The 26,561-nt window shown below is 68.2% G+C and carries 25 protein-coding genes; 15 read left to right on the top strand and 10 right to left on the bottom strand.

From position 1 onward, the window contains the following. Positions 1-9: 9 nt before the first annotated feature. From IRG63_RS00425 to IRG63_RS00395, 7 genes are all read right to left on the bottom strand, one after another. Positions 10-1,287: a hypothetical protein gene (locus tag IRG63_RS00425; RefSeq protein ID WP_168627893.1), complete on the bottom strand. Its 1,278-nt coding sequence runs from the start codon at positions 1,285-1,287 to the stop codon at positions 10-12. Next, on the bottom strand, positions 1,284-2,459 hold the full coding sequence (locus IRG63_RS00420; RefSeq protein ID WP_168627892.1) for an ATP-binding protein: 1,176 nt from the start codon (positions 2,457-2,459) through the stop codon (positions 1,284-1,286). Before IRG63_RS00420 ends, IRG63_RS00425 begins: the two co-directional genes overlap by 4 nt. Before the next feature lie 250 nt (positions 2,460-2,709). After that, on the bottom strand, positions 2,710-3,558 hold the full coding sequence (locus tag IRG63_RS00415) for a hypothetical protein (protein ID WP_193508855.1): 849 nt from the start codon (positions 3,556-3,558) through the stop codon (positions 2,710-2,712). A 37-nt stretch (positions 3,559-3,595) separates the two neighbouring features. Continuing rightward, positions 3,596-4,207 (bottom strand): response regulator transcription factor, encoded by a 612-nt coding sequence (locus IRG63_RS00410; protein WP_168627890.1) that lies wholly within the window; start codon positions 4,205-4,207, stop codon positions 3,596-3,598. 116 nt (positions 4,208-4,323) lie between these two features. Then, complete coding sequence (locus tag IRG63_RS00405; protein WP_193508854.1) at positions 4,324-5,547, bottom strand: homoserine O-acetyltransferase; 1,224 nt, start codon at positions 5,545-5,547, stop codon at positions 4,324-4,326. A gap of 117 nt (positions 5,548-5,664) precedes the next feature. Beyond that, positions 5,665-6,984 carry a bifunctional o-acetylhomoserine/o-acetylserine sulfhydrylase gene (locus tag IRG63_RS00400; protein WP_168627888.1) on the bottom strand — a complete coding sequence of 440 codons (1,320 nt, stop codon included), beginning with the start codon at positions 6,982-6,984 and terminating at the stop codon, positions 5,665-5,667. A gap of 120 nt (positions 6,985-7,104) precedes the next feature. After that, a complete protein-coding gene (locus IRG63_RS00395) occupies positions 7,105-8,220 on the bottom strand; it encodes an acyltransferase family protein (RefSeq protein WP_370566139.1) in 1,116 nt (371 codons plus the stop codon). A 78-nt stretch (positions 8,221-8,298) separates the two neighbouring features. Between IRG63_RS00395 and IRG63_RS00390 the strand changes: the two genes are divergently transcribed. After that, positions 8,299-9,072, top strand: a complete 774-nt coding sequence (locus IRG63_RS00390; RefSeq protein WP_193508853.1) for an SDR family NAD(P)-dependent oxidoreductase — start codon at positions 8,299-8,301, stop codon at positions 9,070-9,072. A gap of 67 nt (positions 9,073-9,139) precedes the next feature. After that, positions 9,140-9,856 (top strand): SRPBCC family protein, encoded by a 717-nt coding sequence (locus IRG63_RS00385; protein ID WP_193508852.1) that lies wholly within the window; start codon positions 9,140-9,142, stop codon positions 9,854-9,856. Here the strand turns inward: IRG63_RS00385 and IRG63_RS00380 are convergent. Beyond that, positions 9,840-11,075, bottom strand: coding sequence for a M20 family metallopeptidase (locus IRG63_RS00380; RefSeq protein WP_227411676.1), 1,236 nt, complete (start codon positions 11,073-11,075; stop codon positions 9,840-9,842). The two genes, IRG63_RS00385 and IRG63_RS00380, sit on opposite strands and share 17 nt — an antisense overlap. A gap of 2 nt (positions 11,076-11,077) precedes the next feature. Then, positions 11,078-12,577 (bottom strand): MFS transporter, encoded by a 1,500-nt coding sequence (locus tag IRG63_RS00375; protein WP_193508850.1) that lies wholly within the window; start codon positions 12,575-12,577, stop codon positions 11,078-11,080. Positions 12,578-12,630: 53 nt separating this feature from the next. On the opposite strand from IRG63_RS00375, the gene IRG63_RS00370 reads away from it, so the two are divergent. The 4 genes from IRG63_RS00370 to IRG63_RS00355 are packed head-to-tail and all read left to right on the top strand — an operon-like array spanning position 12,631 to position 15,626. Next, positions 12,631-13,314 carry a uracil-DNA glycosylase gene (locus IRG63_RS00370; protein WP_193508849.1) on the top strand — a complete coding sequence of 228 codons (684 nt, stop codon included), beginning with the start codon at positions 12,631-12,633 and terminating at the stop codon, positions 13,312-13,314. Between the two features lie 17 nt (positions 13,315-13,331). Then, complete coding sequence (locus IRG63_RS00365; RefSeq protein WP_168627883.1) at positions 13,332-14,246, top strand: ABC transporter ATP-binding protein; 915 nt, start codon at positions 13,332-13,334, stop codon at positions 14,244-14,246. Continuing rightward, positions 14,243-15,061 carry an ABC transporter permease gene (locus tag IRG63_RS00360; RefSeq protein WP_168627882.1) on the top strand — a complete coding sequence of 273 codons (819 nt, stop codon included), beginning with the start codon at positions 14,243-14,245 and terminating at the stop codon, positions 15,059-15,061. The genes IRG63_RS00365 and IRG63_RS00360 overlap by 4 nt, the downstream gene beginning before the upstream one ends. A gap of 4 nt (positions 15,062-15,065) precedes the next feature. Continuing rightward, positions 15,066-15,626 (top strand): GNAT family N-acetyltransferase, encoded by a 561-nt coding sequence (locus tag IRG63_RS00355; protein ID WP_168627881.1) that lies wholly within the window; start codon positions 15,066-15,068, stop codon positions 15,624-15,626. Positions 15,627-15,648: 22 nt separating this feature from the next. Here IRG63_RS00355 and glgX read toward each other — a convergent pair whose 3' ends face one another. Next, positions 15,649-17,703, bottom strand: coding sequence for a glycogen debranching protein GlgX (gene glgX, locus IRG63_RS00350; RefSeq protein ID WP_193508848.1), 2,055 nt, complete (start codon positions 17,701-17,703; stop codon positions 15,649-15,651). A 66-nt stretch (positions 17,704-17,769) separates the two neighbouring features. On the opposite strand from glgX, the gene IRG63_RS00345 reads away from it, so the two are divergent. The 9 genes from IRG63_RS00345 (at position 17,770) to thrB (ending at position 26,433) form a co-directional block, all read left to right on the top strand. Beyond that, a complete protein-coding gene (locus IRG63_RS00345; RefSeq protein ID WP_193508846.1) occupies positions 17,770-18,933 on the top strand; it encodes a cysteine desulfurase family protein in 1,164 nt (387 codons plus the stop codon). A gap of 46 nt (positions 18,934-18,979) precedes the next feature. Then, a complete protein-coding gene (locus IRG63_RS00340) occupies positions 18,980-19,684 on the top strand; it encodes an alpha/beta fold hydrolase (protein WP_193508845.1) in 705 nt (234 codons plus the stop codon). A 201-nt stretch (positions 19,685-19,885) separates the two neighbouring features. Next, positions 19,886-20,269 (top strand): winged helix-turn-helix domain-containing protein, encoded by a 384-nt coding sequence (locus tag IRG63_RS00335; protein WP_168627877.1) that lies wholly within the window; start codon positions 19,886-19,888, stop codon positions 20,267-20,269. Next, positions 20,269-20,481, top strand: coding sequence for a hypothetical protein (locus tag IRG63_RS00330; RefSeq protein ID WP_168627876.1), 213 nt, complete (start codon positions 20,269-20,271; stop codon positions 20,479-20,481). Before IRG63_RS00335 ends, IRG63_RS00330 begins: the two co-directional genes overlap by 1 nt. Positions 20,482-20,515: 34 nt before the next feature. Continuing rightward, positions 20,516-21,625: a tRNA 2-thiouridine(34) synthase MnmA gene (gene mnmA, locus IRG63_RS00325; protein WP_193508844.1), complete on the top strand. Its 1,110-nt coding sequence runs from the start codon at positions 20,516-20,518 to the stop codon at positions 21,623-21,625. 32 nt (positions 21,626-21,657) lie between these two features. Continuing rightward, positions 21,658-23,049, top strand: a complete 1,392-nt coding sequence (lysA, locus tag IRG63_RS00320; RefSeq protein ID WP_193508843.1) for a diaminopimelate decarboxylase — start codon at positions 21,658-21,660, stop codon at positions 23,047-23,049. 39 nt (positions 23,050-23,088) lie between these two features. Continuing rightward, positions 23,089-24,396, top strand: a complete 1,308-nt coding sequence (locus IRG63_RS00315) for a homoserine dehydrogenase (protein WP_193508841.1) — start codon at positions 23,089-23,091, stop codon at positions 24,394-24,396. 1 nt (position 24,397) lies between these two features. Continuing rightward, a complete protein-coding gene (gene thrC, locus IRG63_RS00310) occupies positions 24,398-25,474 on the top strand; it encodes a threonine synthase (protein WP_193508840.1) in 1,077 nt (358 codons plus the stop codon). After that, entirely contained in the window at positions 25,474-26,433 is a 960-nt protein-coding gene (gene thrB / locus IRG63_RS00305; protein ID WP_168627871.1) for a homoserine kinase, read from the top strand. Before thrC ends, thrB begins: the two co-directional genes overlap by 1 nt. The last annotated feature ends 128 nt before the right edge of the window (positions 26,434-26,561 follow it).

Here is a 26,561-nt window from a genome sequence, read left to right as displayed (position 1 = left end):
GGTGGTTCCTTATCTCTGGACTGCTTGTTCAGCATGGTATTGGTCTGAAGGGGCAACCACCGAGCAATTGATCTCGACCCGCAGGCTCGAGTTCTCGATGGTGGTGGTGAAACGTCCGACGCGTTCGATCGCGCTCCACGTCGCGGGCTCGACCCGGTTGCGCGAAACGCCGGTGGTCGAGATGACTATCGGAATCGTGATGGTGCGGGTCTGGGCATCCGGATCCGGCGCGGCCAGCGGACCCAACTGCAGGTGCACGGTGGGCTTCTTCTTGCCCTTGTCGGAGACGAGCAGCCACACAGCCGCGAGCAGCCCGTCGCGCTCGCCCGCGTCGAGGAGCCCGGCGAGGCTGTTGGGGTCGGTCAGCGTCACCGAACGGCCGAGCTGCTCCGACTCGGTGATCGCGTGGTACAGCCAGGTCTCACGGCGCCCCTCGATGAGGTGCAGACGCAACTCGGTGGCGAGGGATGCCGCGCGTGACGCGGTCGCCGGGTCGAGGGGCAGCTTGGTGCGGCCGCTTGCCACCGAGTCGAAGAGCTCCTCCGCGGCGAGGTCCAGCCGGGCCAGCTCCTCCGAGGCGAGCATGCCCACCGCCAGCCGTGGTGCCGACACCGTCGACTGCACGAGCACGCGGTCGAGTTCGATCTGAACCATCCGGCGGAACTGCGCGACCAGCCAGCTGCCGAAGAACGGCGGCAGCAGCACGAGGAGCAGCACACCGAGTTGCGCGGGGATGGTCTCGACGGTGAGCTGAGTGGTTGACAGGATCGCCACGACGAAAGCGACCGCGATCGCGCTGCCGGCAAGAACCAGCTCCAACGCGGGGCGCAGTGTGACGGCCAGCAGCAGCCCGAAACTCGCGGAGACGGATGCTGTGGCTGTCGCTCCGATGTTCAGCAACGGCCCAATGGCGGCGAAATCGAGGACGATCACGCCGCCCATCGCGGCCAGCAGCACCGCGAACAGCCAACCCGGCATCCGCTCGCCCGCCAGCGCAATGACCATGCCGACCGCGATCGTGGTGACGAAGAACAGCACCCAGGCGAGCGAGATGGGAATGAGGTTCGGGTAGGTGTCGATGCGTGTCAGGAAGAAGCCCAACGCGAAGACCGCCTGAAGTCCGGCGATGATGCCGGCGCCGATGCCCAGGTACCCCGTGCCGAGACTTGCGCCGCCGGTCGCCGCCTTGCGCAGCGCCCGGGCGGCCGGGGAGTTCGATATGTTGCGCGGCCGGCCGCGTTTGCCGACGACCGTTCCGAGGGTGTTGACCTCGACGGGGTGGCTCACTTAGGGACCTCCAGCACGACCGTCGTCCCGGCTCCGGGCGCGGAGAACAGGCGGGCGTTGCCGCCCACTTCCCCCAACCTGCCGACCACGGATTCTTTGAGTCCCATCCTCGCCGAGTCGATGTCCTTGACATCGAACCCTACGCCCGAGTCGGTCACCATTGCACGCACTGTCGTCTCATCGTCGGTGATTGTGACGTGGGCGACCTTGACGCCGGCGTGCCTGCGCACGTTCTCGAGGCACTCCGCGAGCGCGAGCAGGAACGCGTCGAGCACGTGATGCGGAAGCAGCACCTGGCTCGTTCCGTGCCAGCTGACCTCCAGGCCGATGCGGTGGAACCTGCTCTTCACCGACTCCAGAGTTGTGCCCGCGGACGGGTCGATCTCGACCACGGCGACGGGCGAGGTCTCCGTGGCCTGGTGTGCTCCGGGGACCGGAGTCGCGCCGAGGCGCAGCTGACGCAGCAGCTGCGCGTCCTCCCGAGCCTGCTGTTTCAAGGCATCCGGTGACACCCCGACGCCCGAGTGGGCGAACAGCGTCAGCGTCGCAAGCACCGTGTCGTGCAGCAGCCGAGCCGATTGGCGTCGCTGTGCCTCGATCTCGCTCGCCTGACGCTCGGCGCGGTGCGCTCGGCCGATGCTGTAGATCCGCCGGGCGGTTCGGGGAACGCTCGAGCTGAGCCAGAAGCCGAGCAGGATGATGAGCAGCCAGCCGACGATGACGATGATGGTCTTCTCCGACAGGATGCCGCTGCTCGGGCTGACGAGCTCGGTGAGCACGGTCGCGGTGCCGAACGACAGGCCGAGGATGACCAGGCGCGGGACGCTCGTGGTGAGCACCAACGAGAAGGAGGCCAGCGTTCCGCCTGCGAGCGGCGCGAGCGCAAAAGGCAGGCTCGCGGCGTGGTCCGCGGCGAACGGCAGGTTGGCGATGACCAGGATCACGATTCCTGCGAATATGCCCAGAACGGCCCATGGCAACCGGGGATCGCGCCCGAGGGCATACAGGCTGAGGAACAAGACAACAAACGGCCCGAGCATCGCGAGCCACGCATTCGTCGGCATCATGCCGGGAACGCTGAGGGCGATCAGGCTCGTGGTGGCCGTCGCCATACCCAGCGCGCGCGTCGTCCGGTACAGGAGACGGTCGCGCTCTTTAGCGATGGGTTCCACACCGGCAATCGTGGCACGTCTGTGACCTCAAATGGGGGTACGACACCGTTCTACTCCCCACATCGGCACATTAAGCTCGATAGCGAGCACAGAGGGGCACCAAGCCACACGCTCGCCCCGGAAACCCGTCCTAGCGGAGATCCGGAACACTTGCCGGAAAGCACACCGGCTTCATTGGGGAGTGCAAGCGGGTCGCGTAAAAAGCGGCCCGCTTGGCCGTTAACCGCATCGTCTGCTCAGCCCACCCGGATCAGGTGCCGCAGGATGCTCCGATGTAGGCGAACAGTTCGGTGCGCATCCGCTCGCTCGTCGGCACGTAGACCGTGCCCTCCAGCCGATCGGTGCTGACGCGCAGCGGGAACCAGGTGCCGCGTTTGTCGTCGGCCAGGGCGTGCAGGTCGCATCGGGTCGGGACGACGCCGACGGTGACGGTCGATCGTTCGCTCTGTGCCTGTACGGGCGTGGCGAGCGCCAATTCGTCGGTCGCCGCACCGTTCTCGTCGGTCAGCAGGAAGAGCGGTGTGCCGTGGAGCGTCTCGAGGGTGACCTCGCCCGGCGCGCCGGTCGGCTCGAGCACCAGGTCGAGCAGCGCGACCCTCCGTCCGCCGCGGTCGACGACACGAAGCTCATCCGACCATTCCACCGTGACGTGCTCGGCCAGTGCCTCAGCCAGGCAGTCTTCCGCGGTGATGCCTGGCAATTGGCCCAGACGGTCGACCGGTTCCACGGATGCGCTGCCCGGCATCCCGTCATGCTCGAACTCGATTCGCACGACCGGCTTCGGGTCGGTGGCGGAGCAGTCGGCCGCTGGCAGGCTCACCCGGAAGTCCGTCGTCCGCCCGGGGCCGATCGTCGACGGGGCACGTTGGTACGCGGTCTCGGAGACGAATGCGGGTGAGTCGAAGACGAGCTCGAGGACCTCGAGCTCCGCGTCGGTTTCGTTGGTGACGGATACCTCGAGCTCACGGGCGCCGTAGTCCATCCGGGTCTGGTAGACGTCGACGCTCACACCGTCGGGCAGCGCCGTGTGCGCGATCGGCGAGCACGCGCCCAGCAGGCCGATCGCGACAATCGCGCAACTGACGGCGGCGGGTCGCATGCAGTCATGCTAATCACGGCGCTCAGGCAAGAGGGCGCTATTCGCGGTCGAGCCAGCCCTCACGCAGCGCGTGCTGCCGCAGCAGCAGCTTGGAGCCAAGCTCGACCCCCGCAGCGCGGTACTTCGCCCGAGCGCGCTTGATGTACGACTTCACCGTCTCGACCGTCGATCCCATGTCCTCGGCCACTTCGCGGATCGAGTGCCCCGACGCGTACAGCTCGAGCGCCCGGAATTCGCGCGGTCCGAGTTTCGGATGCTGAAGGGCCTCCAGCGTCGTCGGCGCGAACTCCTCCGGCAGGTAGCGCTCGCCGTTCGCCGCGGCGCGCACCGCCTTCGCCAGCTCGGAAGCCGGCGCGGACTTCGGCACGAAGCTCAGCGCTCCCGCATGCAGCGCGCGCGCGATCGACGTCGAGTCCGCATGCCGGCTGATCAGCACGACCTGGCTGCCTGCGGCCAGCAGTGCGTGCACCTTGGTGTCGATCCGAATGCCGTCGCCGAGGTTCAGGTCGAGTACCGTCACGTCGGCCGGGTACTCGGGGTGGGCGAGCAGGTCCGCCCAGGTTGTCACCTGGAGGACCACGCGGAGCCGCAGTCTGCGGTCGCGGAGATTCGCGACGAGGCCGTCGACGACCATCCGGAAGTCGTCCACGATCGCAACTCGAACTTCGGGCCGAGCGCTTCGTTGCGGCGTGCCTGCCAATTCTGCCCCCACAAGCCCGTCGGTCGGATCGGGACTCTTTCCCCGGGCTTAACTGAACAGCATAGTCAACTGCCGCCCACTCGCACGTCGCTCAGCAGCCGCTCCAGTGCGGCGCCGACAAGTTCGTTCTCGATCAGGAATGCGTCGTGACCATACTCAGAGCTGATGACGATCGGCTCGCGGGCGGTGACCCCGTTCGGCAGGTGTCGTGCGAGGAACTGCTGCTCCTCGAGCGGGAACAGGCGATCGCTGTCGATGCCGAGGACCAGGCTGCGCGCGGTGGAGCGGGAGAGCGCAAGCTCGGCCCCGCCGCGGTCGCGTCCCACGTCGTGCGAGCTCATCGCGGTGACCAGGGTGATGTAGCTGTTGGCGTCGAAGCGGCGGGAGAACTTGTTGCCGTGGAAGTCGAGGTAGCTCTCGACCGCGAAGCGACCGGTTGACCCCATCGGGCTGATGCCGCTCTGCCAGCTGCGGCGGAACCGGTCGTTGAGCTCGTCGGGGGAGCGGTAGTTGAGGAGCGCCATCCGCCTGGCGAGGGCGAGTCCGCGGTGTGGGCCCTCGCCGTCGTTGGCGTCGTAGTAGTCGCCGTCCGCCCAGCCGGGGTCGATCCGAATCGCCTCCAGCTGCACCGAGTTCAGCGCGATCTGGTCGGCCGTGCTGGTCGCGGGGGCGGCGAGCACTGCGACCGAGTCGAGCCGGTCGGGGTGGCTGACTGCCCACTCGAGGGCGTGCATTCCGCCCATCGACCCGCCGACCACCGCTGCCCAGCGTCCGATGCCGAGCCGATCCGAGAAGACCGCTTGCGCCGCGACCTGGTCGCGGATGCTCAGGTAGGGGAATCTCGCGCCCCACTCGGCGCCATCCGGTGCGGTCGACGCCGGGCCGGTCGAACCTTGGCAGCCACCCAGCATGTTGGGTGCGACGACGAACCAGCGGTCGGTGTCGATGTAGCCGCCGGGACCGACGATGCCGCTCCACCACCCGTCGGTCGGATGCCCGGGCCCGGCTTCCCCGAGGACGTGGCTGTCGCCGGTGAGTGCGTGCAGGACGAGCACCGCATTGCTGCGGTCGTCGTTCAGCGTGCCCCACGTCTCGTAGGCGATGCGCACGGTCGGAAGCGACCCGCCGAACTCCAGCGGCAGCGCACCGAGCGAGACGAAGCGCCGGTCACCGACGGGGTCGCCCTCCCGCCACGCGCCGGTCGCGGGCGGCTTGCCCAGCACAGAGCGAAGGTTGGCTTCGGTGATGAACGCCGAAGGTGCCGAATCCTCTGCCGTCTGCCAGTCCATGTGAAGCCATTCTGCCCCCGAACGACTGAACGCAACGCGAGTGTTACGCGCCCGGCCACGCAGGGCTGTGCCGTAAGCGAGCGAGAGTTCCCTTGCTTACGGCACGGCCCGTGCGGGTCAGGCGGCGCTCACCGCCGTGCCGCGAGCCGCGGCCAGACCCTTGTCGAGGTCGGCGAGGATGTCGTCGATGTTCTCGAGGCCCACCGAGAGCCGCACCAGGCCCGGCGTGACGCCGGCGCTCAACTGCTGCTCGGGGGTGAGCTGCGAGTGGGTCGTCGATGCGGGGTGGATGACGAGGCTGCGCACGTCACCGATGTTCGCGACGTGGCTGAACAGGTCGAGGTTGTCGACGAACGTGCGGCCGGCGTCGACGCCACCCTTGAGCTCGAACGACAGCACCGCGCCGCTTCCATTCGGCGCGTACTTGCGTCCCGCCTCGTACCAGGGGCTAGACGGCAGTCCGGCGTAGTAGACGATGTCGACGTCGTCGCGCGCGTCGAGCCACTCGGCCACCTTCTGCGCGTTGGCGACGTGCCGCTCGACCCTCAGGCTCAGCGTCTCGATGCCCTGGATGAGCTGCCAGGCGCTCTGCGGCGAGATGGCCGATCCGAGGTCGCGCAGCAACTGCACGCGGGCCTTGATGATGTAGGCGATCGCATCGCCCAGCACGCCGGTGTAGCTGACACCGTGGTACGACTCGTCCGGCTCGGTGAGGCCGGGGAACTTGTCGACGTGCTTCGACCACTCGAACGTGCCGCCGTCGACTATCGCGCCGGCGATGACGGTGCCGTGGCCGCCGAGGAACTTGGTGGCCGAGTGCACGACGATGTCGGCGCCGTGCTCGAACGGGCGGATGAGGAACGGCGTCGCGATCGTGTTGTCGACGATCAGCGGGACGCCGGCCTCGTGCGCGATTCCGGCCACCGCGGAGATGTCGAGCACGTTGATCTTCGGGTTGCCGATCGTCTCGCCGAAGAGCAGCTTGGTGTTCGGACGGATGGCGCGGCGCCACTGCTCCGGGTCATCCTGGTCCTCGACGAAGGTCGTCTCGATTCCCAGCTTCGCGAGCGTGTACTTGAACAGGTTGTAGGTGCCGCCATAGATCGTCGACGACGAGACGATGTGGTCGCCCGCCTGGGCGATGTTCAGAATGGCGTAGGTCGTCGCGGACTGGCCTGACGACAACAGCAGCGCAGCGGTGCCGCCCTCGAGGGCCGCGAGGCGCTGCTCGGCGACATCCTGGGTCGGGTTCTGGATCCGCGTGTAGATGTTGCCGAACTCGGCAAGCGCGAACAGGTTCTGCGCGTGCTCGGAGCTGTTGAAGACGTACGCGGTCGTCTGGTAGATCGGGGTCGCCCGCGCGTTGGTGACCGGGTCCGGTGCGGCGCCGGAGTGGATCTGCTTGGTCTCGAACTTCCAGTTCGCGGTGTCAGTCATGAGGGAACTCCTTGGTGGTTTACGGGGGGCGATTCGTGCGGTTGGTTGAGCCTAAGAACCACACCTGAAGCCGACAAGGGAACCCGCAACATGCCGTAACTATTGGCGGCGCCGTACGAGTCAGCGGCGCGGTGCGGGCCGATCTCGTCGTGACCCGGTCGGGTCGATTCGCGAATGCCCGGTCGGCGCATCGTCGAAGGCCCTGAAGAGCCACTTCGGCTTGGGCTCGATGACCGGACGGAACAGCCTTCGCACCGGCGGGCTCGCGAGCACGATGGAGATCGCGATGCCGGCAAGCACCATGAGCACCAGCAGGCTGCCCGAGGGGTAGCCGATGGTCAGCAGCCCGGATTCGCGCAACGGGTAGAGCAGGAAGCTGTGCAGCAGGTAGACGTACATGGTGCCCTGACCGAGCGGGGTCAGCCAACTGGCTCGTCGGGGGATCAGGGTGAGGAAGGCGGCGCACAGCACCACGGCGAGCAGGATGACCGCGAGCCGGATGAGTCCGGCCCACCACTCTTCCTCGCCCAGCTCCTGGTACCCGTCGTTGAAGAAGAACCAGAAGCGGAGTTCGAACTGCCGCCACACGTCGATGTAGACCGTGAGCACCGTCACCCAGGCAGCGAGCACCGCGACCGCGACGACTCGCATCCAGAGCATCCGCTCCAGCCGCAGCCAGCGGTCGGCGATTCCCCACTCGCGCGCCCGCCAGCCGAGCACGAAGAATGGCAGGATGCCGATCGCGCGGGACAGCGAGAACGTGCTGTCGACATTGGCGAAGTAGCCGACGCCGACGGATGCGATGACCGAGATGATGAGCGGCCAGCGCAGCAGCGCAAGGTAGGGCAGGATCACGCGGAAGATGCCGAGCGCGAGCAGGAACCACAGCGTCCAGGACGGCGTCGACGGGTTGAAGTCGCTCCTGCCCTCGACCAGGAACTGCACGAGCGACCAGACCGACTCCATGATCAGGTACGGGATCAGGATGTCGGTGATGATGCGCAGCATCGCGCGCTTGTTGGGCGGGTCCGCCTTGGAGAAGTACCCGCTGATGATCGCGAACGCGGGCATGTGGAACGAGTAGATGAACAGGTAGGCGACGTGCGCCGGATCCGAATCGGCCGTCAGGCGCTGGATGGCGTGGCCTATCACGACGAGCGTCACACAGATGAAGCGGGCGTTGTCCCAGAACGGCACGCGGCGCTTGCGGACAGGCGCTGTCCCAGTGTCGGTCACACCCCTATGCCTAACACGCCTGGTTTCGCGATAACTGGCAGACTGGTGCCCCACATCAGTGCTTCGAAGGGCGGCAGGATGGCACGGCGAGTGGTTGTCACGGGAGCGAGTTCTGGCATCGGCGCCGCCACGGTCAAGCTGTTCCGGTCCCGCGGCTGGGATGTCGTCGGCGTTGCTCGACGCGCGGATCGGCTTGAGGCGCTCGCCGCCCAGACCGGTGCAGACACCTTCGTCGCCGACCTCACCGACCAGTCGCAGGTCGAGGCACTGCGCGACTATCTGGCCTCCAGCGGCCCAGTGCACTCGCTTGTCAACAACGCGGGCGGCGCATTCGGCGTCGATGCGATCGAGAGTGCAGATCCGGGCGACTGGGCCCGGATGTTCGATGTCAACGTGATCGCGGTGCAACGCGTGGTGAGCGCGCTGCTCCCGCTGCTCCGAAGCGCAGCGGCCGAATACGGCCACGCGGACATCCTGACGGTGACCTCGGTTGCCGGCCACGAACCTTACCCGGGCGGCGGCGGGTACAACGGCGCGAAGCACGCGGAGCACGCGCTGTCCGCTGTGCTGCGTCTGGAGCTGGCTGGGGAGCCGATCCGCGTGATCGAGATCGCGCCGGGCATGGTCAAGACCGACGAGTTCACGCTCAAGCGCGTCGGGGGAGACCAGGCGAAAGCGGATGCCGTCTACGCGGGGGTCGAGAACCCGCTCGTCGCCGAGGATATTGCCGAGCTGATCGTGCACGCGCTCGAGCTGCCCGGCCATGTGAACCTCGACCTGATCATGGTGCGGCCGGTTGCGCAGGCCGCCGCGCATAACGTGACCCGCCGTCCGCTCAGCCCCAAAATCTGACGATCGCTAGTCGCACCGCAGGGGCGGAGCGTATGGTGGTGCGCCTAACGGCGAAATGAGGTTTCTCATGAGTGGTTCGTCGACGGTCGCGAAGGCGATCGCAGTCGTAGCCGTCCCCGTCATCGCAGCGGCATGGTACGCGCGATTCTTCCGCCCAAAGCAGTTGCGCTGGGGCAGTGACGACTCGGAGGTGTTCGCTGACCTTCCCGGGGACGATTTCGTCCAGCATCCGAAGATGCACTCGACCCGCGCGGTCACGATCCATGCGACACCGGATGAGGTGTGGCCCTGGCTCGTGCAGATGGGATACGGCAGGGCCGGGTTCTACTCGTTCGATCAGAGCGAGAAGGCCGCCCATGACGCCGACCCGGAGCGGTCACGCCGGATCCTGCCGGAGTTCCAGCAGTTGAGCGTCGGTGACGTGATCCCGTGGGGCGAGAAGAACGAGGGAATTCCGGTGCGGATGCTCGAAGCGGGCTCCGTGTTGTCCCTCGGCGGCACCATGGACGCGTCCACTGGCAAGTTCGTCGGGGCGACCGCCGCGCGGCCGGAAGACCCTGTCGACGTGTCGTGGACGTTCGTGCTGAAGCCGGTCGGGGAGACCTCCACCCGGCTGATCACCCGCACGCGCGTCGCGTACTCCTCGCCGATGATCGGCGCCGCAGTCCGCGGGTTCGTCGAACCGGGCCAGTACCTGATGGAGCGCAAGCTGCTGCTGGGCATCAAGGAACGCGCCGAGGCGAAGTCGCGAGCCGGGGCAGGGTCGCCTAATCCGATGATCTGACGACGGTGCCGGACGCGACCTCGTCGAGCCGGGCGAAAGCAAGCGCGGCGAGATAGGCCGACGCATCCGGCAGCACGGTGTCGTCGAAGAGCGCAAGATCGGAGTGGTTGTAGGGCGCAGTCGCCGGGTCGAGTTCCGGCGGGCAGGCGCCGACGAACACGAACGCCCCGGGGACGGCCTGCAGGACCGCGGCGAAGTCCTCCGCGCCGGCGATCGGTGTCGGCATCGTCACGAAGCGGTTCTCGGCGAACATCTCCTGCGCGACCCGCGCGGCAAGGTCGGTGTGCTGTTCGCTGTTGATCAGCGGGTCGGTCACGCTCGCGAACTCGACGTCGGCCACCAGACCGTGCGCGGCCGCGATGCCGGTGACGAGCTCCGTCAAGCGCTGCTCGATGACACCGGCCGTCTCGGCCGAGAAGGTGCGCACGGTCGCGCCGAACTCCGCCGACTCTGGGATCACGTTGGATGCGCCCGGCTCGCCGCCGGACAGCCAGCCGACGGTGACCACCACCGGGTCGAAGATGTCGAAGCGGCGGGTGACCAGGGTTTGCAGGCCGACGACGATCTCGGCGACCACCTGGTTGGGGTCGAGCGCCCGGTGCGGTGCAGAACCGTGGCCGCCGCGTCCGTGCACCGTGACCTTCAGGGTTGCCGCGCCAGCCATCCCGGTTCCGGGGCGAGTGGTGAAGCATCCGAGCGGGTACGCGGTGGTGACGTGCAGGGCATACGCGCCGACCAGGTCACCGCTCGCCAGCTCGAGCGCGCCTTCATCGAGCATCCGGTTCGCGCCGCGATAGCCCTCCTCGCCCGGCTGCAGCAGGAACAGCACTTCGCCGGCGAGCTGGTCCCGGTGGGTGGTGAGAAGGTGGATCGCACCGACCGCGATCGCGGCGTGCAGGTCGTGGCCGCACGCGTGCATCAGGCCGGGGATCTCGGATGCGTAGTCGAGACCGGTGTTCTCGGTCAGCGGCAGCGCGTCGAGGTCGGCGCGCAGCACCACCGTGGGTCCGGGGTGAGCTCCACGGATGCGGACCACCGCCGCAGACATCGTCGTCGATCGCGTGATCTCGATGGGCAGTCCCTCGATCGACGCGAACACGCGCTCGAGGGTCTGGGGTGTCTGCAGCCCGAGCTCGGGCCGGCGGTGGATGTCACGGCGCACCGACTGCAGCTCCGGCAGGTAGCCTGCGGCCTCGGTCGCCAACTCTCGATACTGCATGCTCATGCGCCTTCCGTTGCCGGTTCGATCGCGGCCTGGGCGTCGTCGTCCGCCGTGTCGGCGAATGCCTGCCGCGGCACCACGAAGAGGAGGATCGCCGCGAGGACCGCGCCCGCACCGCAGATGATCCACACCAGGTGGTAGCCGAACAGGCTGCCGGCGGTGTGCCCGGCGACCTGCACCGCGCCGATCGCCAGCACGATCGCGAAGACGCTGGACGCGAACGAGCCGCCGATGGTCTTGGTCGTATTGGTGAGGGCGGAGGCGATGCCGGTCTGTCCGCGCGGTGCAGCCGCAGCGGCGGCGGCCGGCATCGCGCCCATCAGCACGCCGGAGCCGATTCCCGCGACGAACATGTTCATGAACACCTGCCAGGTCTCATCGTGGAACGGGATGAAGAGCAGGTAGCCGGTCCCGACCAGGAAGGCGGCGATGATGAGCGCGGTGCGAGGGGACAGCATCCGGGACACGATGGGGAACGCCAGCGCACCGATGATCATCGAGATGAGATAGACGCCGATCAGAATCGAGATCGAGCCCGCCGCAAGCCCCAGCCCGTAACCGTGGACCTCCGGATCGGTGCCGGCGAACGTCGACAGTGGCGCTTGCGCGCCGAGCAGGCTGATGCCGATGAGGAACGCGGTGAGCTGCACCGGCCACATGTTCGGCTGCCTGAGCACCCGGATGTCGATGGCCGGGTCGGACTGTCGCAGCTCGAAGCGCACGAACGGGATGAAGCTGAGGAGCCCGAGCAGAATGATGCCCCACGCCCAGAGCGCCTCGGGGCCGTTGAACTTCAGGAACGTGAGGCCGGAGGTGATGAGCAGCAGGCCGATCGAGAGCATCGAGAAGCCGACCCAGTCGAGGGTGCGGCCCGGCAGCGGCTCCGATTCCGGAACCCCGAACAGGATGACGAAGAACGCGATGGTCACCGCGACGGCCGGCACGGTGAGCGTCGGCACCATCGCCTGCGCGAGCAGTTCAGCGCCGCCGAACGCGTCGAACACCGCCGCACCGCCGAGCGCGCCGGCGATCGCCCCGGCCTCGAGGCCGACGATCAGCAGCGCCGCCGCCTTGCGCGTCGCGGACGCGGCGTGCCCCGAGCGGCGGCCCTTGTCGAAGATGAGCGCGATCTCGAGCGGCAGCCAGACGACGTAGAAACCCTGCAGGGTGAACGCGATGAGGAAGCTCGTGAAGTCGCCGGCGAACGCGAGCCACCAGGTCGCGCCCGCGGTCAGGGCGGTGGAGACCAGCAGGATGCGCTTGTGCCCGTACATGTCGCCGAGCTTGGCGAGCACCGGGACGACGAGCGCGGACAGCAGCAGCTGTGCGCCCTCGAAGATGTTGAAGTCTGCATCGGTGATGTCGAGGTAGCGCACCAGGTCGGGGATGAGGGGCACATAGAAGCCCTGCAGGATGCCGCTGACGAACTCGACCAGGAACAGGAAGCCGATGAGGCCAGCGGTGACGGCGGCAGCGCTGCCGCGGAGTGCACTCGTCATGTACGGATGCTAGTGCCGTGGGCGGTTTCGGCGCGGCTAATAGGCTTTCGAGCATGGGATCGCGGGTACCGCTGCACGAGCTCGTTGACCCCGGCTGGGCTGCCGCCCTGGAACCGGCAGCCGATCGCATCCGGGACCTGCGGGAGTTCCTGCGCGCTGAAGTCGCGGCCGGTCGGGATTACCTGCCCGCGGAAGAGAACGTGCTCCGCGCATTCAGCTATCCGCTCGCGAACGTCCGGGTGCTCATCGTCGGCCAGGACCCCTACCCGACGCCCGGGCATCCGATCGGTCTCGCCTTCGCGGTCGATCGCGAAGTGCGGCCGCTGCCGCGCAGCCTGCAGAACATCTATCGGGAACTGCGGGACGACCTCGGAATCGAAACGCCCGAGCACGGCGACCTCAGCGCTTGGGCGGAGAACGGGGTCATGCTGCTCAACCGGGTACTCACCGTCCGGCCCGGAATTTCGGGAGCCCACCGGGGTCAGGGCTGGGAGGAGGTCACCGCGCTCGCGATTCGTGCACTAGTCGCGAGAAACACTGCGCTCGTCGCCATCCTGTGGGGCCGGGATGCCCGTATGCTCGCACCGTTACTCGGAACGACGCCGCTCATCGAATCGGTGCACCCCAGCCCGTTGTCGGCGAGTGGCGGCTTCTTCGGGTCGCGTCCGTTCAGTCGCGCCAATGAGTTGTTGCTCGCTCAGGGAGCCAGCCCCGTCGATTGGCGCATTGCTCGATAATCCGACATACTTGTTCTATGGCAACTAGCACAACTATCGAATTCCGGGGGCTCACCAAGAGCTTCGGGTCGGTGCACGCCGTGAGTGACCTCAGTTTCACCGTCGAGCCCGGTCAAGTGACCGGTTTCCTGGGGCCGAACGGCGCTGGGAAGACGACGACACTCCGGATGCTGCTCGGGCTCGTGCGACCAACCTCAGGAACTGCAACCTTCGGCGGCGTCGCCTATCGCGACCTCGCCTCCCCGTTCGAAACCGTCGGCACCGCTCTGGAGGCGTCGAGTTTCCACCCCGGGCGCAGCGCGCGCGGCCATTTGGCCGTCTACGCCGCGGCAGCGGGCATCCGGAAGTCCCGCATCGACGAAGCACTTCGCCTGGTTGGGCTGGAGACCTTCGCCGACCGGCGCGTCGGCGGTTACTCACTCGGCATGCGCCAGCGGCTCGGCCTCGCGTTCGCGCTGCTCGGTGACCCCCGCGTGCTTGTGCTCGACGAGCCCGTCAACGGTCTCGACCCCGAGGGCATCCGCTGGATCCGCACCTTCATGCGAGAGATGGCGAGCCAGGGACGCACCGTCCTCGTCTCGTCGCACCTGCTGAGCGAGGTGCAGCAGAGCGTCGACCGCCTGGTGATCATCTCGCGCGGGCGGCTCATGTACGAAGGCACCCTCGCCGGTCTCGACACCGGTTCGCGGGTCGTCGTCGACGCCCCCGACCGTGACGCCCTCGAGGCGGCGCTCGTGCAGGCGGGCGCCGATGTGCACGTCGCCGGCGGTGCCCTCACCGTCGCCGGGCTCAGCTCGGCAGAAGTCGGCGCGATCGCACACCGCGCCGACGTGCCGCTCAGCCAACTGGCAGCGGAGAACAACCGGCTCGAGGCGGCGTTCCTTGAGATCGTCGGCGACACAGGGCTTGGCGGAGAGGCGGAGCGCGCATGAACACCCTGAGGGCAATCGGCGCTGAAGCGCTCAAGCTGACGAGCACCCGCCTGTGGTGGGTCCTGGCGCTGGTCATGTTCATCTACGTCGGATTCACCTCGGGACTCATCGGGCTGCTCTTCGGCGGCCTCGGCGAGGCGCTCGGCGAGACCGGCCAGACCCCCGCGATCCCCGACGAGATGCTGCCGCCGATCGTGTACAGCATCGCGACCTCGATCGGCTACGTGTTCCCGGTGATCCTTGGAGCGCTCGCCACGACATCCGAAGTCCGCCACCAGACGCTGACTCCGACGTTCCTCGCCACGCCGAAGCGCGGCGCCGTGCTCGCAGGCAAGATCGTCGCGCTCGGCGGATTCGGCGCCCTCTTCGGCGTCATCGCGCTCATTGCCTCGATCGGCCTCGGCGCGGCGATGCTCGCCATCGGGGGCTTCGACCTCGGGCTTGCGGACAGCGACAACTGGGCGCTCGCCGGACGAGCCGTCATCGCGATGGCGCTGTGGGCAATCATCGGCGTGGGTCTCGGCGCGTTGATTCCCAGCCAGGTCGCAGCGATCGTGGTCGTCGTCGCCTTCACCCAGTTCGTCGAGCCGATCCTGCGCACGGCAGCGAGCGTCTGGGAGTGGGCGGGCGAGGTCGGCCGGTTCCTGCCGGGTGCGGCGAGCGACGCCCTCGTCGGCGCCAGCTTCTACGGCGCGATCGGCATGGGCACGGCGACACCCCTCGAATGGTGGCAAGGCGGGCTGGTGCTGCTCGGCATCGCACTGCTGACAACCGTGGTCGGGTACTTCACGACCTGGCGGCGCGACGTAACCTGATTTCGTGCCCCACGAGGAAGACCCGCGTCAAGCGGACCAGAAGCCGGTGCCGGAGCATCCGTTCCAGCACCGGCTTCGGGACGCGCGCGACGAGGACCTGCCGCAGGTGCTCGCCATCTACAACCATTACGTCGCACACTCGACCGTCACGTTCGACGAAGAGCCGATGACGCTGGATACACTGCGTGACAAGTTCGCGCGGATCGGCGCGCTCGGCTTCCCCTACCTCGTCGCGCAGGGCCCGGATGATGAGATCCTGGGTTTCGCGTATGTCTACCCGTGGCGCGACCGAGCCGCGTACCGGTTCACCGCGGAGAGCACCATCTACCTGCGGCCCGACGCAACCGGCAGAGGGCTCGGGCGCGTACTGCTGGCCGAGCTGATCCGGCAGGCCGAGGCGGTCGGCTTGCGCGAGCTGATCGCGGTGATCGCCGACCACGGGGCGGATGGGTCGCTGAAGCTGCACGAGTCCTTCGGCTTCGTCCGGAACGGTCACCTGACCCGGGTCGGCTTCAAGTTCGAACGTTGGATGGGCACACTCTTCCTGCAGAAGTCGTTGCGCTAGCCCCGTCGGTGGTCGAGGGTGATCAGCCGGCGCGGAACAGCTGCAGCGACGTCGGCGCGATCGTCGCGGTGTCACCCGGTGCGTAGGTCGCGGTCTCGATGATGTCCAGAGCACTGTCGAACAGCAGCGTGTAGCTCTCGACACCCTCGTGCGCTGGAAGCCTGACCTCCTGCTCGCGCTCGAGCCCTTGGACCACGACGAGCACCCGGTTGAACTCCTCGACCTCGGATGTCGACGCGGCAAGGTACTGCAGGGTGCGCTGCGCGGGGGAGTCCCAGTCCTCGATCGTCATCGCCTCACCGCTCGCGTTGTACCAGTCCATCTGGGTGGCATTTGGCACGGTTTCTCCCCAGCTGCCGAACCGCACCGGGCGCAGCGCCGGGTTCTCACTGCGCAGGCGCAGCAGCGACCGGGTGATCGCCTGCAGGTCCCGCTGCCAGTCCTGAAGGTTCCACGGCAGCCAGCTGAGCTCATCGTCGTGGCAGTACGCGTTGTTGTTGCCGCGCTGCGTCCGACCCAGCTCGTCGCCCGCCGTCAGCATGGGCGTTCCCGCTGCCAGCAGCAGCGTCGCCAGCAGGTTCCGCACCGCCTTGCGCCGCGCCGTCGTCACATCCGGGTCATCGGTGGGCCCTTCCACTCCGTGATTGAACGAGCGGTTGTTGTCGGTGCCGTCCCGGTTGTCCTCGCCGTTGCCCTGGTTGTGCTTCTCGTTGTAGGCGGTCAGGTCGAAGAGCGTGAAGCCGTCGTGCGCGGTGATGAAGTTGACGGATGCGAGCGGCCCGCGCTTGGTCGCGAACATGTCATCGGAGCCGCTGAACCGCGTCGTCGCGCGACCGATGCCGAGCGGCGCCTCGCCGTGAGCTCGCGCGTGAGCGATGTCGCCGAGCCAGAAGTCCCGCGACTGGTCCCGGAACCTGTCGTTCCACTCGAGCCAGCCATCCGGGAAGCCGCCCGTCTTCCAGCCGTCATGGCCGACATCCCACGGCTCCGCGATCAGCTTGACACCGGCCAGCGCCGGGTCGTCCCGGATGGCGGTCAGCAGCGGGTGCGCGGGGTCGAATTCGCCGTGGGCGTTGCGCGCGAGAGCCACGGCGAGGTCGAAGCGGAAGCCATCGACCTGCACCTCGTTCGCCCAGTAGCGCAGCGAATCCAGCACGAGTCGCTGAGCGGCCGTGGTCGACGTGTTCAGGGTGTTCCCGCATCCGGTGTAGTCGACGTACTCGCCGTCGGCGTTCTGCCGGTAATAGGTGGCGTTATCGAGGCCGCGCAGGCTCGTGGTCGGGCCGCCGATGCCCTCCTCTGCGGTGTGGTTGTAGACGACGTCGAGGATCACTTCGAGCCCCGCCTCGTGCAAAATCCGCACCATCCCCTTGAACTCGCGCAGCACCGCGGCCGGACCCTCCGCCTGCGCGCGTGCGGACGCCCACGCCGCGTGCGGGGTGAAGAAGTTCAGTGTGTTGTAGCCCCAGTAGTTGCTGAGCCCGAGCTTCACCAGGCGCTGCTCGGTCACGAACTGGTGCACGGGGAGCAGTTCGAGGGCCGTGACACCGAGATCCTTCAAGTATGCGATGGTGCTCTCGTGTGCGAGCCCCGCGTAGGTGCCGCGCAGTTCCTGCGGCACCGCCGGGTTGAGCTTGGTCAGACCTCTCGCGTGGGTCTCATAGATGACGGTCTTATCCAGCGGTGTTTCCGGCTTCTGGATGCCGCCCCAGTCGAAGTGGTCATCGACCACGGTGGCGCGCCAGTCGCCGGAGCCCGTGCGGGTGAGCCCGCGCGCGTACGGGTCGATGAGGTGGAGCTCTGGGTCGAAGCGGTTGCCCGGGGACTCCGGGCCGTTTGCCCGCAGCGAGTAGCGCCTGCCCGCGGTCAGCAGCGGTGACCGGGCCGACCACACCGCGTCCTCGCCCCTGACAAGCGGGACGCGCTCGGCGACCCAGGTCGGGTCCTTCTCGTCGAACAGGCACAACTCGATCGCGTCCGCGTTGGCCGAGAAGACCCGCACCTCACCGCCGTCGGCATCCACCCGCACCCCGAGGTCTCGCAGAGTGTCGGATTCGAGGCTTTCGGTGAGGGGCATCGTTCTAGAGTAAATGAGTCGAATCTTGGGCGAATCCGCTCGGAGCCCGCGGTGAGGAGGTGCGCGATGGTGGTCTATCTCGACCACGCCGCGACGACCCCGCTGCTGCCGGAGGCGATCGCGGCCTACACCGACGCGCTCGCGGTGGTCGGCAACCCGTCGTCGATCCACAGCGCGGGGCAGAACGCGAAACGGATGCTGGAGGACGGGCGCGAGGCGGTCGCGGCATCGCTCGGGGCGACGCCCATCGAAGTGGTGTTCACCTCGGGCGGCACCGAATCGGTGAACCTCGCCATCAAAGGCCTGTACTGGGCACGCAACGCGGACGGGACACGCCCGCGCATCCTGGTCCCGCGCGGAGAGCACCACGCGACCGTGGACACCGTCGAATGGCTTGCGAAGCACGACCGGGCGATCATCGAATGGCTCCCGATCGACGGTCACGGTCGGCTCGAGCTGACCGCCCTCGCGGAAGCTCTCGAGCGCCACGACGACATCGCCCTGCTCACCCTGCTCTGGGCGAACAACGAGGTCGGCACCATCCAGCCGATCGCCGAAGCGACCGCGCTCGCCGAAGGGCGCGGTGTCCCTGTGCATGCCGACGCGGTCGCCGCCTACCGGCACCTGACGATTGACTTCGCATCCAGCGGCCTGGCGGCACTGTCGGTATCCGCGCACAAGATCGGCGGCCCGATGGGCATCGGCGCCCTCGTGCTGTCCCGCACCGCCAGCATCGAGGCGCTCATCCACGGCGGCGGGCAGCAGCGGCACGTGCGCAGCGGCACGCAGGATGCGCCAGCGGCTGTCGCGTTTGGAGTCGCCGCCCGGCATCCGGTGGCCGAGCTGTCACCGTTGCGGGACCGACTCATCGACGGCGTGCGCGCGGCAGTGCCGTCCGCGGAGCTGCGCGGCGATCCGGTGAACCGGCTGGACAACAACGCGCACTTCACCTTCCCGGGCTGCGAGGGCGACTCGCTGCTGTTCCTGCTGGACGCCGCCGGCGTTGCGGTGAGCACGGGCTCGGCATGCCAGGCCGGCATCCCAGAGGCCTCGCACGTGCTGCTCGGCATGGGGCTCGCCGAAGACGACGCGCGCGGCGCGCTGCGGTTCACGCTTGGCCACTCCTCGACCGCGGCCGATGTCGACGCGCTCCTGAATGCGCTCCCGGATGCCCATTCCCGAGCCTCCCGCGCCGGCCTCGCCGCGCGGACACCGTCGCTCGGCGGCTGAGAATCCGCCCCTTTCCGCTGTCGGTGGCAAGGTCTAGGTTCGGCACATGAACCTCATTCTGATCCCCGGTCTCTGGCTTGACGCGTCGACGTGGGACGAGGTCCTTCCAGCACTGCAGGCCGCCGGACATCGCACCTACCCGCTCACGCTGCCCGGGATGGAATCGAAGGATGCCGACCGCTCCGGCATCGGCCTGCGCGACCACGTCGACGCGGTTGTGCGATTCGTCGACTCTCTCGATGCGTCCGAGGGCAAGGTTGTGCTGGTCGGTCACTCCGGCGGCGGGGCGATCGCGCACGCGGTGGCCGACGCTCGCCCGGACCGGATCGAGCGGGTCGTCTATGTGGACGCTGGACCGCTCGGTGACGGCGGAGTGATCAACGACGAGCTGCCAACAGAGGGAGTGGACCTGCCGCTGCCGGCCTGGGAGGTCTTCGACGACGAAGACCTGGTCGACCTGAACGACGAGCTCCGGGCGATGTTCCGCGAGCGGTCGATCCCATCGCCCGCGCGGGTCGCGAGCGATCAGCAGCGCCTGACCGACGAGCGCCGTTACGACGTGCCGGTCACGGTCATTGCATGCGAGTTCCCCAGCGCGATGCTGAAGGACCTCATCACCAAGGACCACCCGTACACGCGAGAGCTGTCGAAAATCCGTGACGTGAGCTACATCGACCTCCCGACCGGCCACTGGCCGCAGTTCACCAAGCCGAAGGAACTCGGAGACGCGATCGTCTCCGCGCTCGGCTGAGGCTGAGGCGGCCGCACCCGCTCGCCCCGACCGGTCGCGCGGGTGTTCCATCCACGCGCGGGTGTTGCAACACCAGCGCACGAAAGAGACACCGCGCGAGGCGGGGGATGCGGTGCGACCGGAAGACGCAGTCTTCGGCGGGTGGATTTGGATCGCAGGTCGCCTCACCTGTAAGTTCTTACTGACAGGTGTAAGGGGATCATGGACGCGGAAACGCTCAGCACGCGACTTGCGGCCATCGCGAGCCCGCAGCGCATGCGCATCATCGCGACCCTCGCGGGGCAGCGCCTCCACGTGAGCGAACTCGCGCGTCGCGTCGAGATGTCGCGCGCGCTCCTCTACATGCACCTGAGCAAGCTCGAGGAGGCCGGATTCGTCAGCGGAGAACTGGAGTTGGGGGCCGACGGCAAGGCGCTCAAGTTCTTCGAGGTCGTCCCGTTCTCCGTGACCCTCGACGCTGACGCGATAGTCGCGGCCGTCGACCACCCCGACCGCACCCCTTCCGGACATCCGCGCCCCGCGCAACGGGCGCCAATGTCCGGAACGGGCGCGAAATCAACCACACAACAGAAGGACAGCACCTGATGGAATACATCCCCTGGTTCGCCTGGATCATCATCGTCGCGATCATCGTCGGCGGCGTCATCACGATCACGAGCGAGTTGGCGCGCGGCAGGAGTCGCGCGACTCAAGCGCTCGAAGAGAACACGCGGGCCAACGAGCGCCTGGCCGAACGGCTCGACGCGATCGACGCGCGCCTCGGCTCGGTGGAGAAGACCCTCACCGATATCCCGTGAGACGCCTCAGGAGCACCCGCCTACACTTGAAGGCATGAAGGTTCTCGCAGCGATGAGCGGCGGCGTCGACTCCGCGGTGGCTGCTGCGCGCGCCGTCGAAGCGGGCCACGAGGTTGTCGGCGTGCACCTGGCGCTGTCCCGGATGCCAGGGACGCTGCGCACGGGAAGCCGCGGCTGCTGCACCATCGAGGACTCGATGGATGCCCAGCGCGCCGCCAACATCATCGGCATCCCGTACTACGTGTGGGACTTCTCCGAACGCTTCAAGCTGGATGTCGTCGACGACTTCATCGCCGAGTACAGCGCGGGCCGCACGCCCAACCCATGCATGCGCTGCAACGAGCGCATCAAGTTCGCCGCCCTGCTCGAGAAGGCGCTGAGCCTCGGCTTCGACGCGGTGTGCACCGGCCACTACGCGAGCATCCTGACCGATGCCGACGGCAACCGCGAACTGCACCGCGCGGCCGCCTGGGCCAAGGACCAGTCCTACGTGCTCGGCGTGCTGACGGCCGAGCAGCTCGAGCACGCGATGTTCCCGCTCGGCGACACCCCGAGCAAGGCCGACGTGCGCGCGGAGGCCACGCGGCGCGGGCTGGCGGTGGCGAACAAGCCCGACAGCCACGACATCTGCTTCATCCCGGATGGCGACACTCGCGGCTGGCTCGCCGACAAGGTGGGCGCCGCCGAGGGGGACATCCTGGACCGCAGCGGCAATAAGCTCGGCACGCATCCGGGTGCCCACGCGTTCACCGTTGGCCAGCGGAAGGGTCTCAACATCGGCTACCCGGCCGACGACGGCAAGCCCCGCTTCGTGGTCGAGGTGCGGCCCAAGACCAACGAGGTCGTCGTCGGACCGAAGGAAGCGCTCGACGTCTCCGAGCTGGCTGGCAGCAAGTACAGCTGGGCCGGCCTTGGTCCCCTCGGCGCCGAGGAACCGTTCGACTGCGACGTGCAGATCCGTGCCCACGCCGACCCGGTCCCCGCGACCGCGCAGCTGCGCGACGGCGAACTGGTCATCACCCCGCGGGAGCCGCTCGGCGGTGTCGCGCCAGGCCAGACCGCGGTCGTGTACATCGGCACCCGCGTGCTCGGCCAGTGCACCATCGACCGCACCGTCTCAGCCGTGCCGGCACCCGTCGCCTGACAGCAGCCCACCCTCCCCGCCGAAAGGTGCACGTGACCGTCAACCCGCTTGCCCCGAGCTGGCTCGATGTGCCCGCCGACGCCAACGCCCTCGCCGAAGCGGTCTGGCCACGCGGCGCCGCGCGCACCACCGACGGCGAACTGGAGCTCGCGGGCGTCCGCGCACACGAACTGGCGGCCCGCTTCGGCACCCCTCTCTACGTGGTCGACGAGGCGGATGCCCGTGCCCGCGCACAGGAGGCGCGCGACGCCTTCACGCGCGAGTTCGAGCGGCGCGGCGGCAGCGCGACCGTGTACTACGCGGGCAAGGCGTTCCTGTCCGCGGAGATCGCCCGCTGGGTGGATGCGGCGGGCCTGCACCTCGACGTGTGCACCGGGGGAGAGCTCGCGGTCGCGCTCGCCGCGGGGATCTCGCCCTCCCGCCTGGGCTTCCACGGCAACAACAAGTCGCTCGCCGAGATCGACCGCGCAGTGTCGGTGGGGCTCGGGGTCATCGTCATCGACAGCGTGCAGGAGATCGAACGGGTCGCCGAGGCAGCGTTTCGGCACGGCCGCACCCAGCGTGTCAGGCTGCGGGTCAACAGCGGCGTGCACGCTCAGACACACGACTACCTGGCGACCGCGCGCGAGGACCAGAAGTTCGGGATCCCGCTCGCCGATGTCCCGGGGGTCGTTGCGAGCATCCGCGCGCACAGCGCACTGGACTTCCTCGGGCTGCACTCCCACATCGGGTCGCAGATCTTCGAGACCGACGGGTTCGCCGAGGCCGCGCGCAGGCTGCTCGAGGTGCACCGCGAACTCCTGGCCGACGGCCCGGTGCCCGAACTGAACCTCGGCGGCGGCTTTGGCATCGCCTACACGAGCGTCGATGCGCCGGTGCCGCTCAGCGACATCGCAGCCAGCCTCGCCGACATCGTCGCCGACGAGTGCGAGCGCCTGGGCATCCCGCTCCCGGCGATCGCGGTCGAACCTGGCCGCGCCATCATCGGACCGTCCGGGGTGACCCTGTACGAGGTCGGCACCATCAAGGACGTCGAGGTCGCGCAGGGCGGCGGCACCGCCATTCGCAAGTACGTGAGCGTCGACGGCGGCATGAGCGACAACGTGCGGTCGTCGCTGTACGGCGCTGACTACACGGTGCGAATCGCCGGTCGGGTCTCGTATGCCGATGCCGCCCTCGTCCGTGTCGCCGGAAAGCACTGCGAGAGTGGCGATATCGTTGTGCACGCGGACTACCTCCCCGGGGATGTCTCGCCGGGCGACCTGCTCGCCGTGCCCGCCACCGGGGCGTACTGCTGGTCCCTCGCGAGCAACTACAACTACGTCGGACGGCCACCGGTCGTCGCGGTGCGTGACGGCGAGGCGCGAGTGATCGTGCGCGGGGAGACCGAGGCCGACCTGCTCGCCCGCGATGCCGGCATCTGACCCGCGCGCGGCGCAAAGAAACCAAGGAAAAGGAACCCAATGATCGAGTACCGCAACCTGCGCATCGCCCTGCTTGGAGCTGGCAACGTCGGATCTCAGGTGGCGCGCCTGCTGCTCGAGAACGGACGCGAGCTCGCGGACCGCGCCGGCGCGGGCCTCGAACTCGTCGGCATCGCGGTGCGGAACCCGGATGCCGAGCGCGCGGTCGACCTGCCCCGAGAACTGTTCACGACGGATGCGCAGTCGCTGGTCGTCGGCGCCGACATCGTCATCGAGCTGATCGGTGGGCTCGAGCCGGCGCGCACGCTCATCCTGGAGGCGCTGAACTCGGGCGCTGACGTCATCACCGGCAACAAGGCGCTGCTGGCCACCCACGGGGCCGAGCTGTTCGAGGCCGCTGAGCAGGTGGGCGCGCAGCTCTATTACGAAGCCGCGGTCGCCGGCGCGATCCCGATCATCCGGCCGCTGCGGGAGAGCCTCGCGGGCGACAACATCAACCGCGTCATGGGCATCGTGAACGGCACGACCAACTTCATCCTGGACCGGATGACGACCCTCGGCGAGTCGCAGGAGCAGGCACTCGCGGTCGCCACCGACCTGGGCTATGCCGAAGCCGACCCCACCGCTGATATTGAGGGCTACGATGCGGCGCAGAAGGCCTCGATCCTGGCCGGCCTCGCGTTCCACACCATCGTCCCGATCGAGAGCGTCTACCGCGAGGGCATCACCGGGGTGACCCTCGAGCAGGTGGAGGCGGCCCGCCGGGCGGGCTTCGCCGTCAAGCTGCTGGCGATCTGCGAGCGCATCTCCGCAGACGGCGCGCCCGATGGGGTCTCCGCGCGCGTGTACCCGGCACTCATCCCGTCCACGCATCCGCTTGCCGCGGTGCACGGTGGAAAGAACGCCGTGTTCATCGAGGCCGAGGCCGCCGGTGACCTGATGTTCTACGGCGCTGGCGCCGGTGGCACCGAGACGGCATCGGCGGTGCTCGGCGACCTGGTGTCGGCCGCGCGCAGGCATGTCATCGGCGGTCCCGGCGTGGGGGAGTCGCACAGCGCCGACCTCACCATCCTTCCGATCGACGACATCATCACGCGGTACAACGTGCGGCTGGACGTGCTCGACAAGCCGGGCGTGCTCGCCGCGGTCGCGACGATCTTCAGCGAACACGGCGTGTCGCTCGAGACCGTCGAGCAGGCGGTCGAGGAGACGGATGCCGCCACGGCTACGCTGGTGATCGGCACCCACCGCGCCACAGAAGCCGCCCTGGCGGCGACCGTCTCGGCGTTGGCTGACAGCGACGTCGTGCGGTCCGTGACATCAGTTCTGAGAGTGGAAGGTTCCTGAAGTGGCACACCAGTGGCGCGGCGTCCTGCGCGAGTACGCGGACCGGCTGAACATCACCGCCGAAACACCCATCGTCACACTGGGTGAGGGAGGCACCCCGCTCATCCCAGCCGACGCGCTCTCCCGGCGCACCGGCGCGAAGGTGTGGGTGAAGTTCGAGGGAATGAACCCGACCGGGTCGTTCAAGGACCGCGGCATGACGATGGCCATCTCCAAGGCCGTCGAGCACGGCGCCAAGGCGGTCATCTGCGCCTCAACAGGCAACACCTCGGCATCCGCCGCCGCCTACGCGACTCACGCGGGCATCACCGCGGCCGTCCTGGTGCCGGAGGGCAAGATCGCCCTCGGCAAGCTGAGCCAGGCCATCGCGCACAACGCCCAACTGATCCAGGTGCAGGGCAACTTCGACGACTGCCTCGACATCGCCCGTGACCTGTCCGCGAACTACCCGGTGCACCTCGTGAACTCGGTGAACCCCGACCGCATCGAGGGGCAGAAGACCGCGGCGTTCGAGGTCGTCGACGTGCTCGGCGACGCCCCGGACTTCCACATCGTCCCGGTCGGCAACGCGGGCAACTACACCGCCTACTTCCGCGGCTACAGCGAGGAACTGGAGCGCGGCGTCACCACGAAGCTGCCCCGGATGCTCGGCTTCCAGGCCGCGGGCAGCGCACCCATCGTGCTCGGCCGGGTCGTCAAGGACCCGGACACCATCGCGAGCGCCATCCGCATCGGCAACCCCGCATCGTGGGAGTTCGCGACCGCGGCGCGCGAAGCCACCGACGGCTACTTCGGTGCGATCACCGACGAGAAGATCCTCGAGGCGCACCGCATCCTCTCCGCTGAGGTCGGCATCTTCGTGGAGCCCGCCTCCGCGATCAGCGTCGCGGGCCTGCTCGAACGCGCGGAGGCCGGGATGATCACGCCGGGCGCCACCGTAGTGCTGACGGTCACCGGGCACGGGCTGAAGGACCCGCAGTGGGCAGTGCGGGGCGCTGACGGCACCGAGGCGACGCCCACGGTCGTGCCGGTCGACACGGATGCCGTGGCGCAGGTCCTCGAGTTGCAGAAGGCCTGATGGGCCCCCAACCGACGAGCCTCACCGTCAAGGTTCCCGCGACCACTGCGAACCTGGGGCCGGGATTCGACACGCTCGGTCTTGCGCTGTCGCTGTACGACGAACTCACCGTGACCACCCGCGAGGCGCCCGGCGCATCCGTCGAGGTGCATGGTGTCGGCGAGGGCGAGGTGCCCACCGACGAGACGAACCTTGTCGTGCGGACGATCGCAGGGATCTTCGAGCGGGTGTCCCGCCCGATGCCGGGACTGCACCTGGTCGCCAAGAATGCGATCCCGCACGGGCGCGGCCTTGGCTCGTCTGGTGCGGCGATCGTGGCCGGGATCATGGCCGCCAAGGGACTGCTCGAGGGTGACGTCGAGTTCGACCCGCAGACGCTGCTGAAGATCGCGACCGAACTGGAGGGGCATCCGGACAACGTCGCCCCCGCACTGTTCGGCGGGCTGACCATCGCATGGACCACAGAGGACGGGCCGGCGTACAAGAAGCTCATCGTGCACCGTGGCGTCTCGCCGCTCATCGCCGTGCCAGAGCACACGATGTCGACCGAGGTCGCGCGCGGCCTGCGTCCGGCATCCGTGCCCCACGAGGACGCGATCTTCAACGTGTCGCGCTCGGCACTGTTGGTGGCCGCGCTCGTCCAGAGTCCTGAACTGCTGTTCGCTGCGACCGAGGACCGATTGCACCAGAGCTACCGGGCGGCGGCGATGCCTGACACCGAGGCGCTGCTGGCCGAACTGCGCGCGGCAGGTCACGCCGCGGTGGTCTCCGGATCCGGGCCGTCGATCCTGGTGCTCTCAAGCGACCCGGCGCAGCGTCTCGAGGCCGCCGAGCTCATCGCAGCGCGGCGCGGATCGCTGTGGCAGACCCTCATGCTGGCCGTGGACTTCAAAGGTGCTACAGTGAGTACGCGTCCGGTAGAGCCTAACGACCAGTTCGGAAACTCCCGGATCGCGTAATCACCCCGCATTCGCTTCGCTCCCGCCTCACCCGCTGAGCATCCCGCACAGTACCCGGTAAGTGGTGGCAGGCGACAAGCTCCGCTGCGTGGCGCGTAAGCACTTTCAGGTGCCGTCCGCAGGGGAAG

This window comes from Cryobacterium sp. BB736 (assembly GCF_014980265.1).
Classification (GTDB): domain Bacteria; phylum Actinomycetota; class Actinomycetes; order Actinomycetales; family Microbacteriaceae; genus Terrimesophilobacter.
The sequence above is the reverse complement of the archived record's forward strand: the minus strand, read 5'-3'. Positions and strand labels throughout refer to the sequence as shown.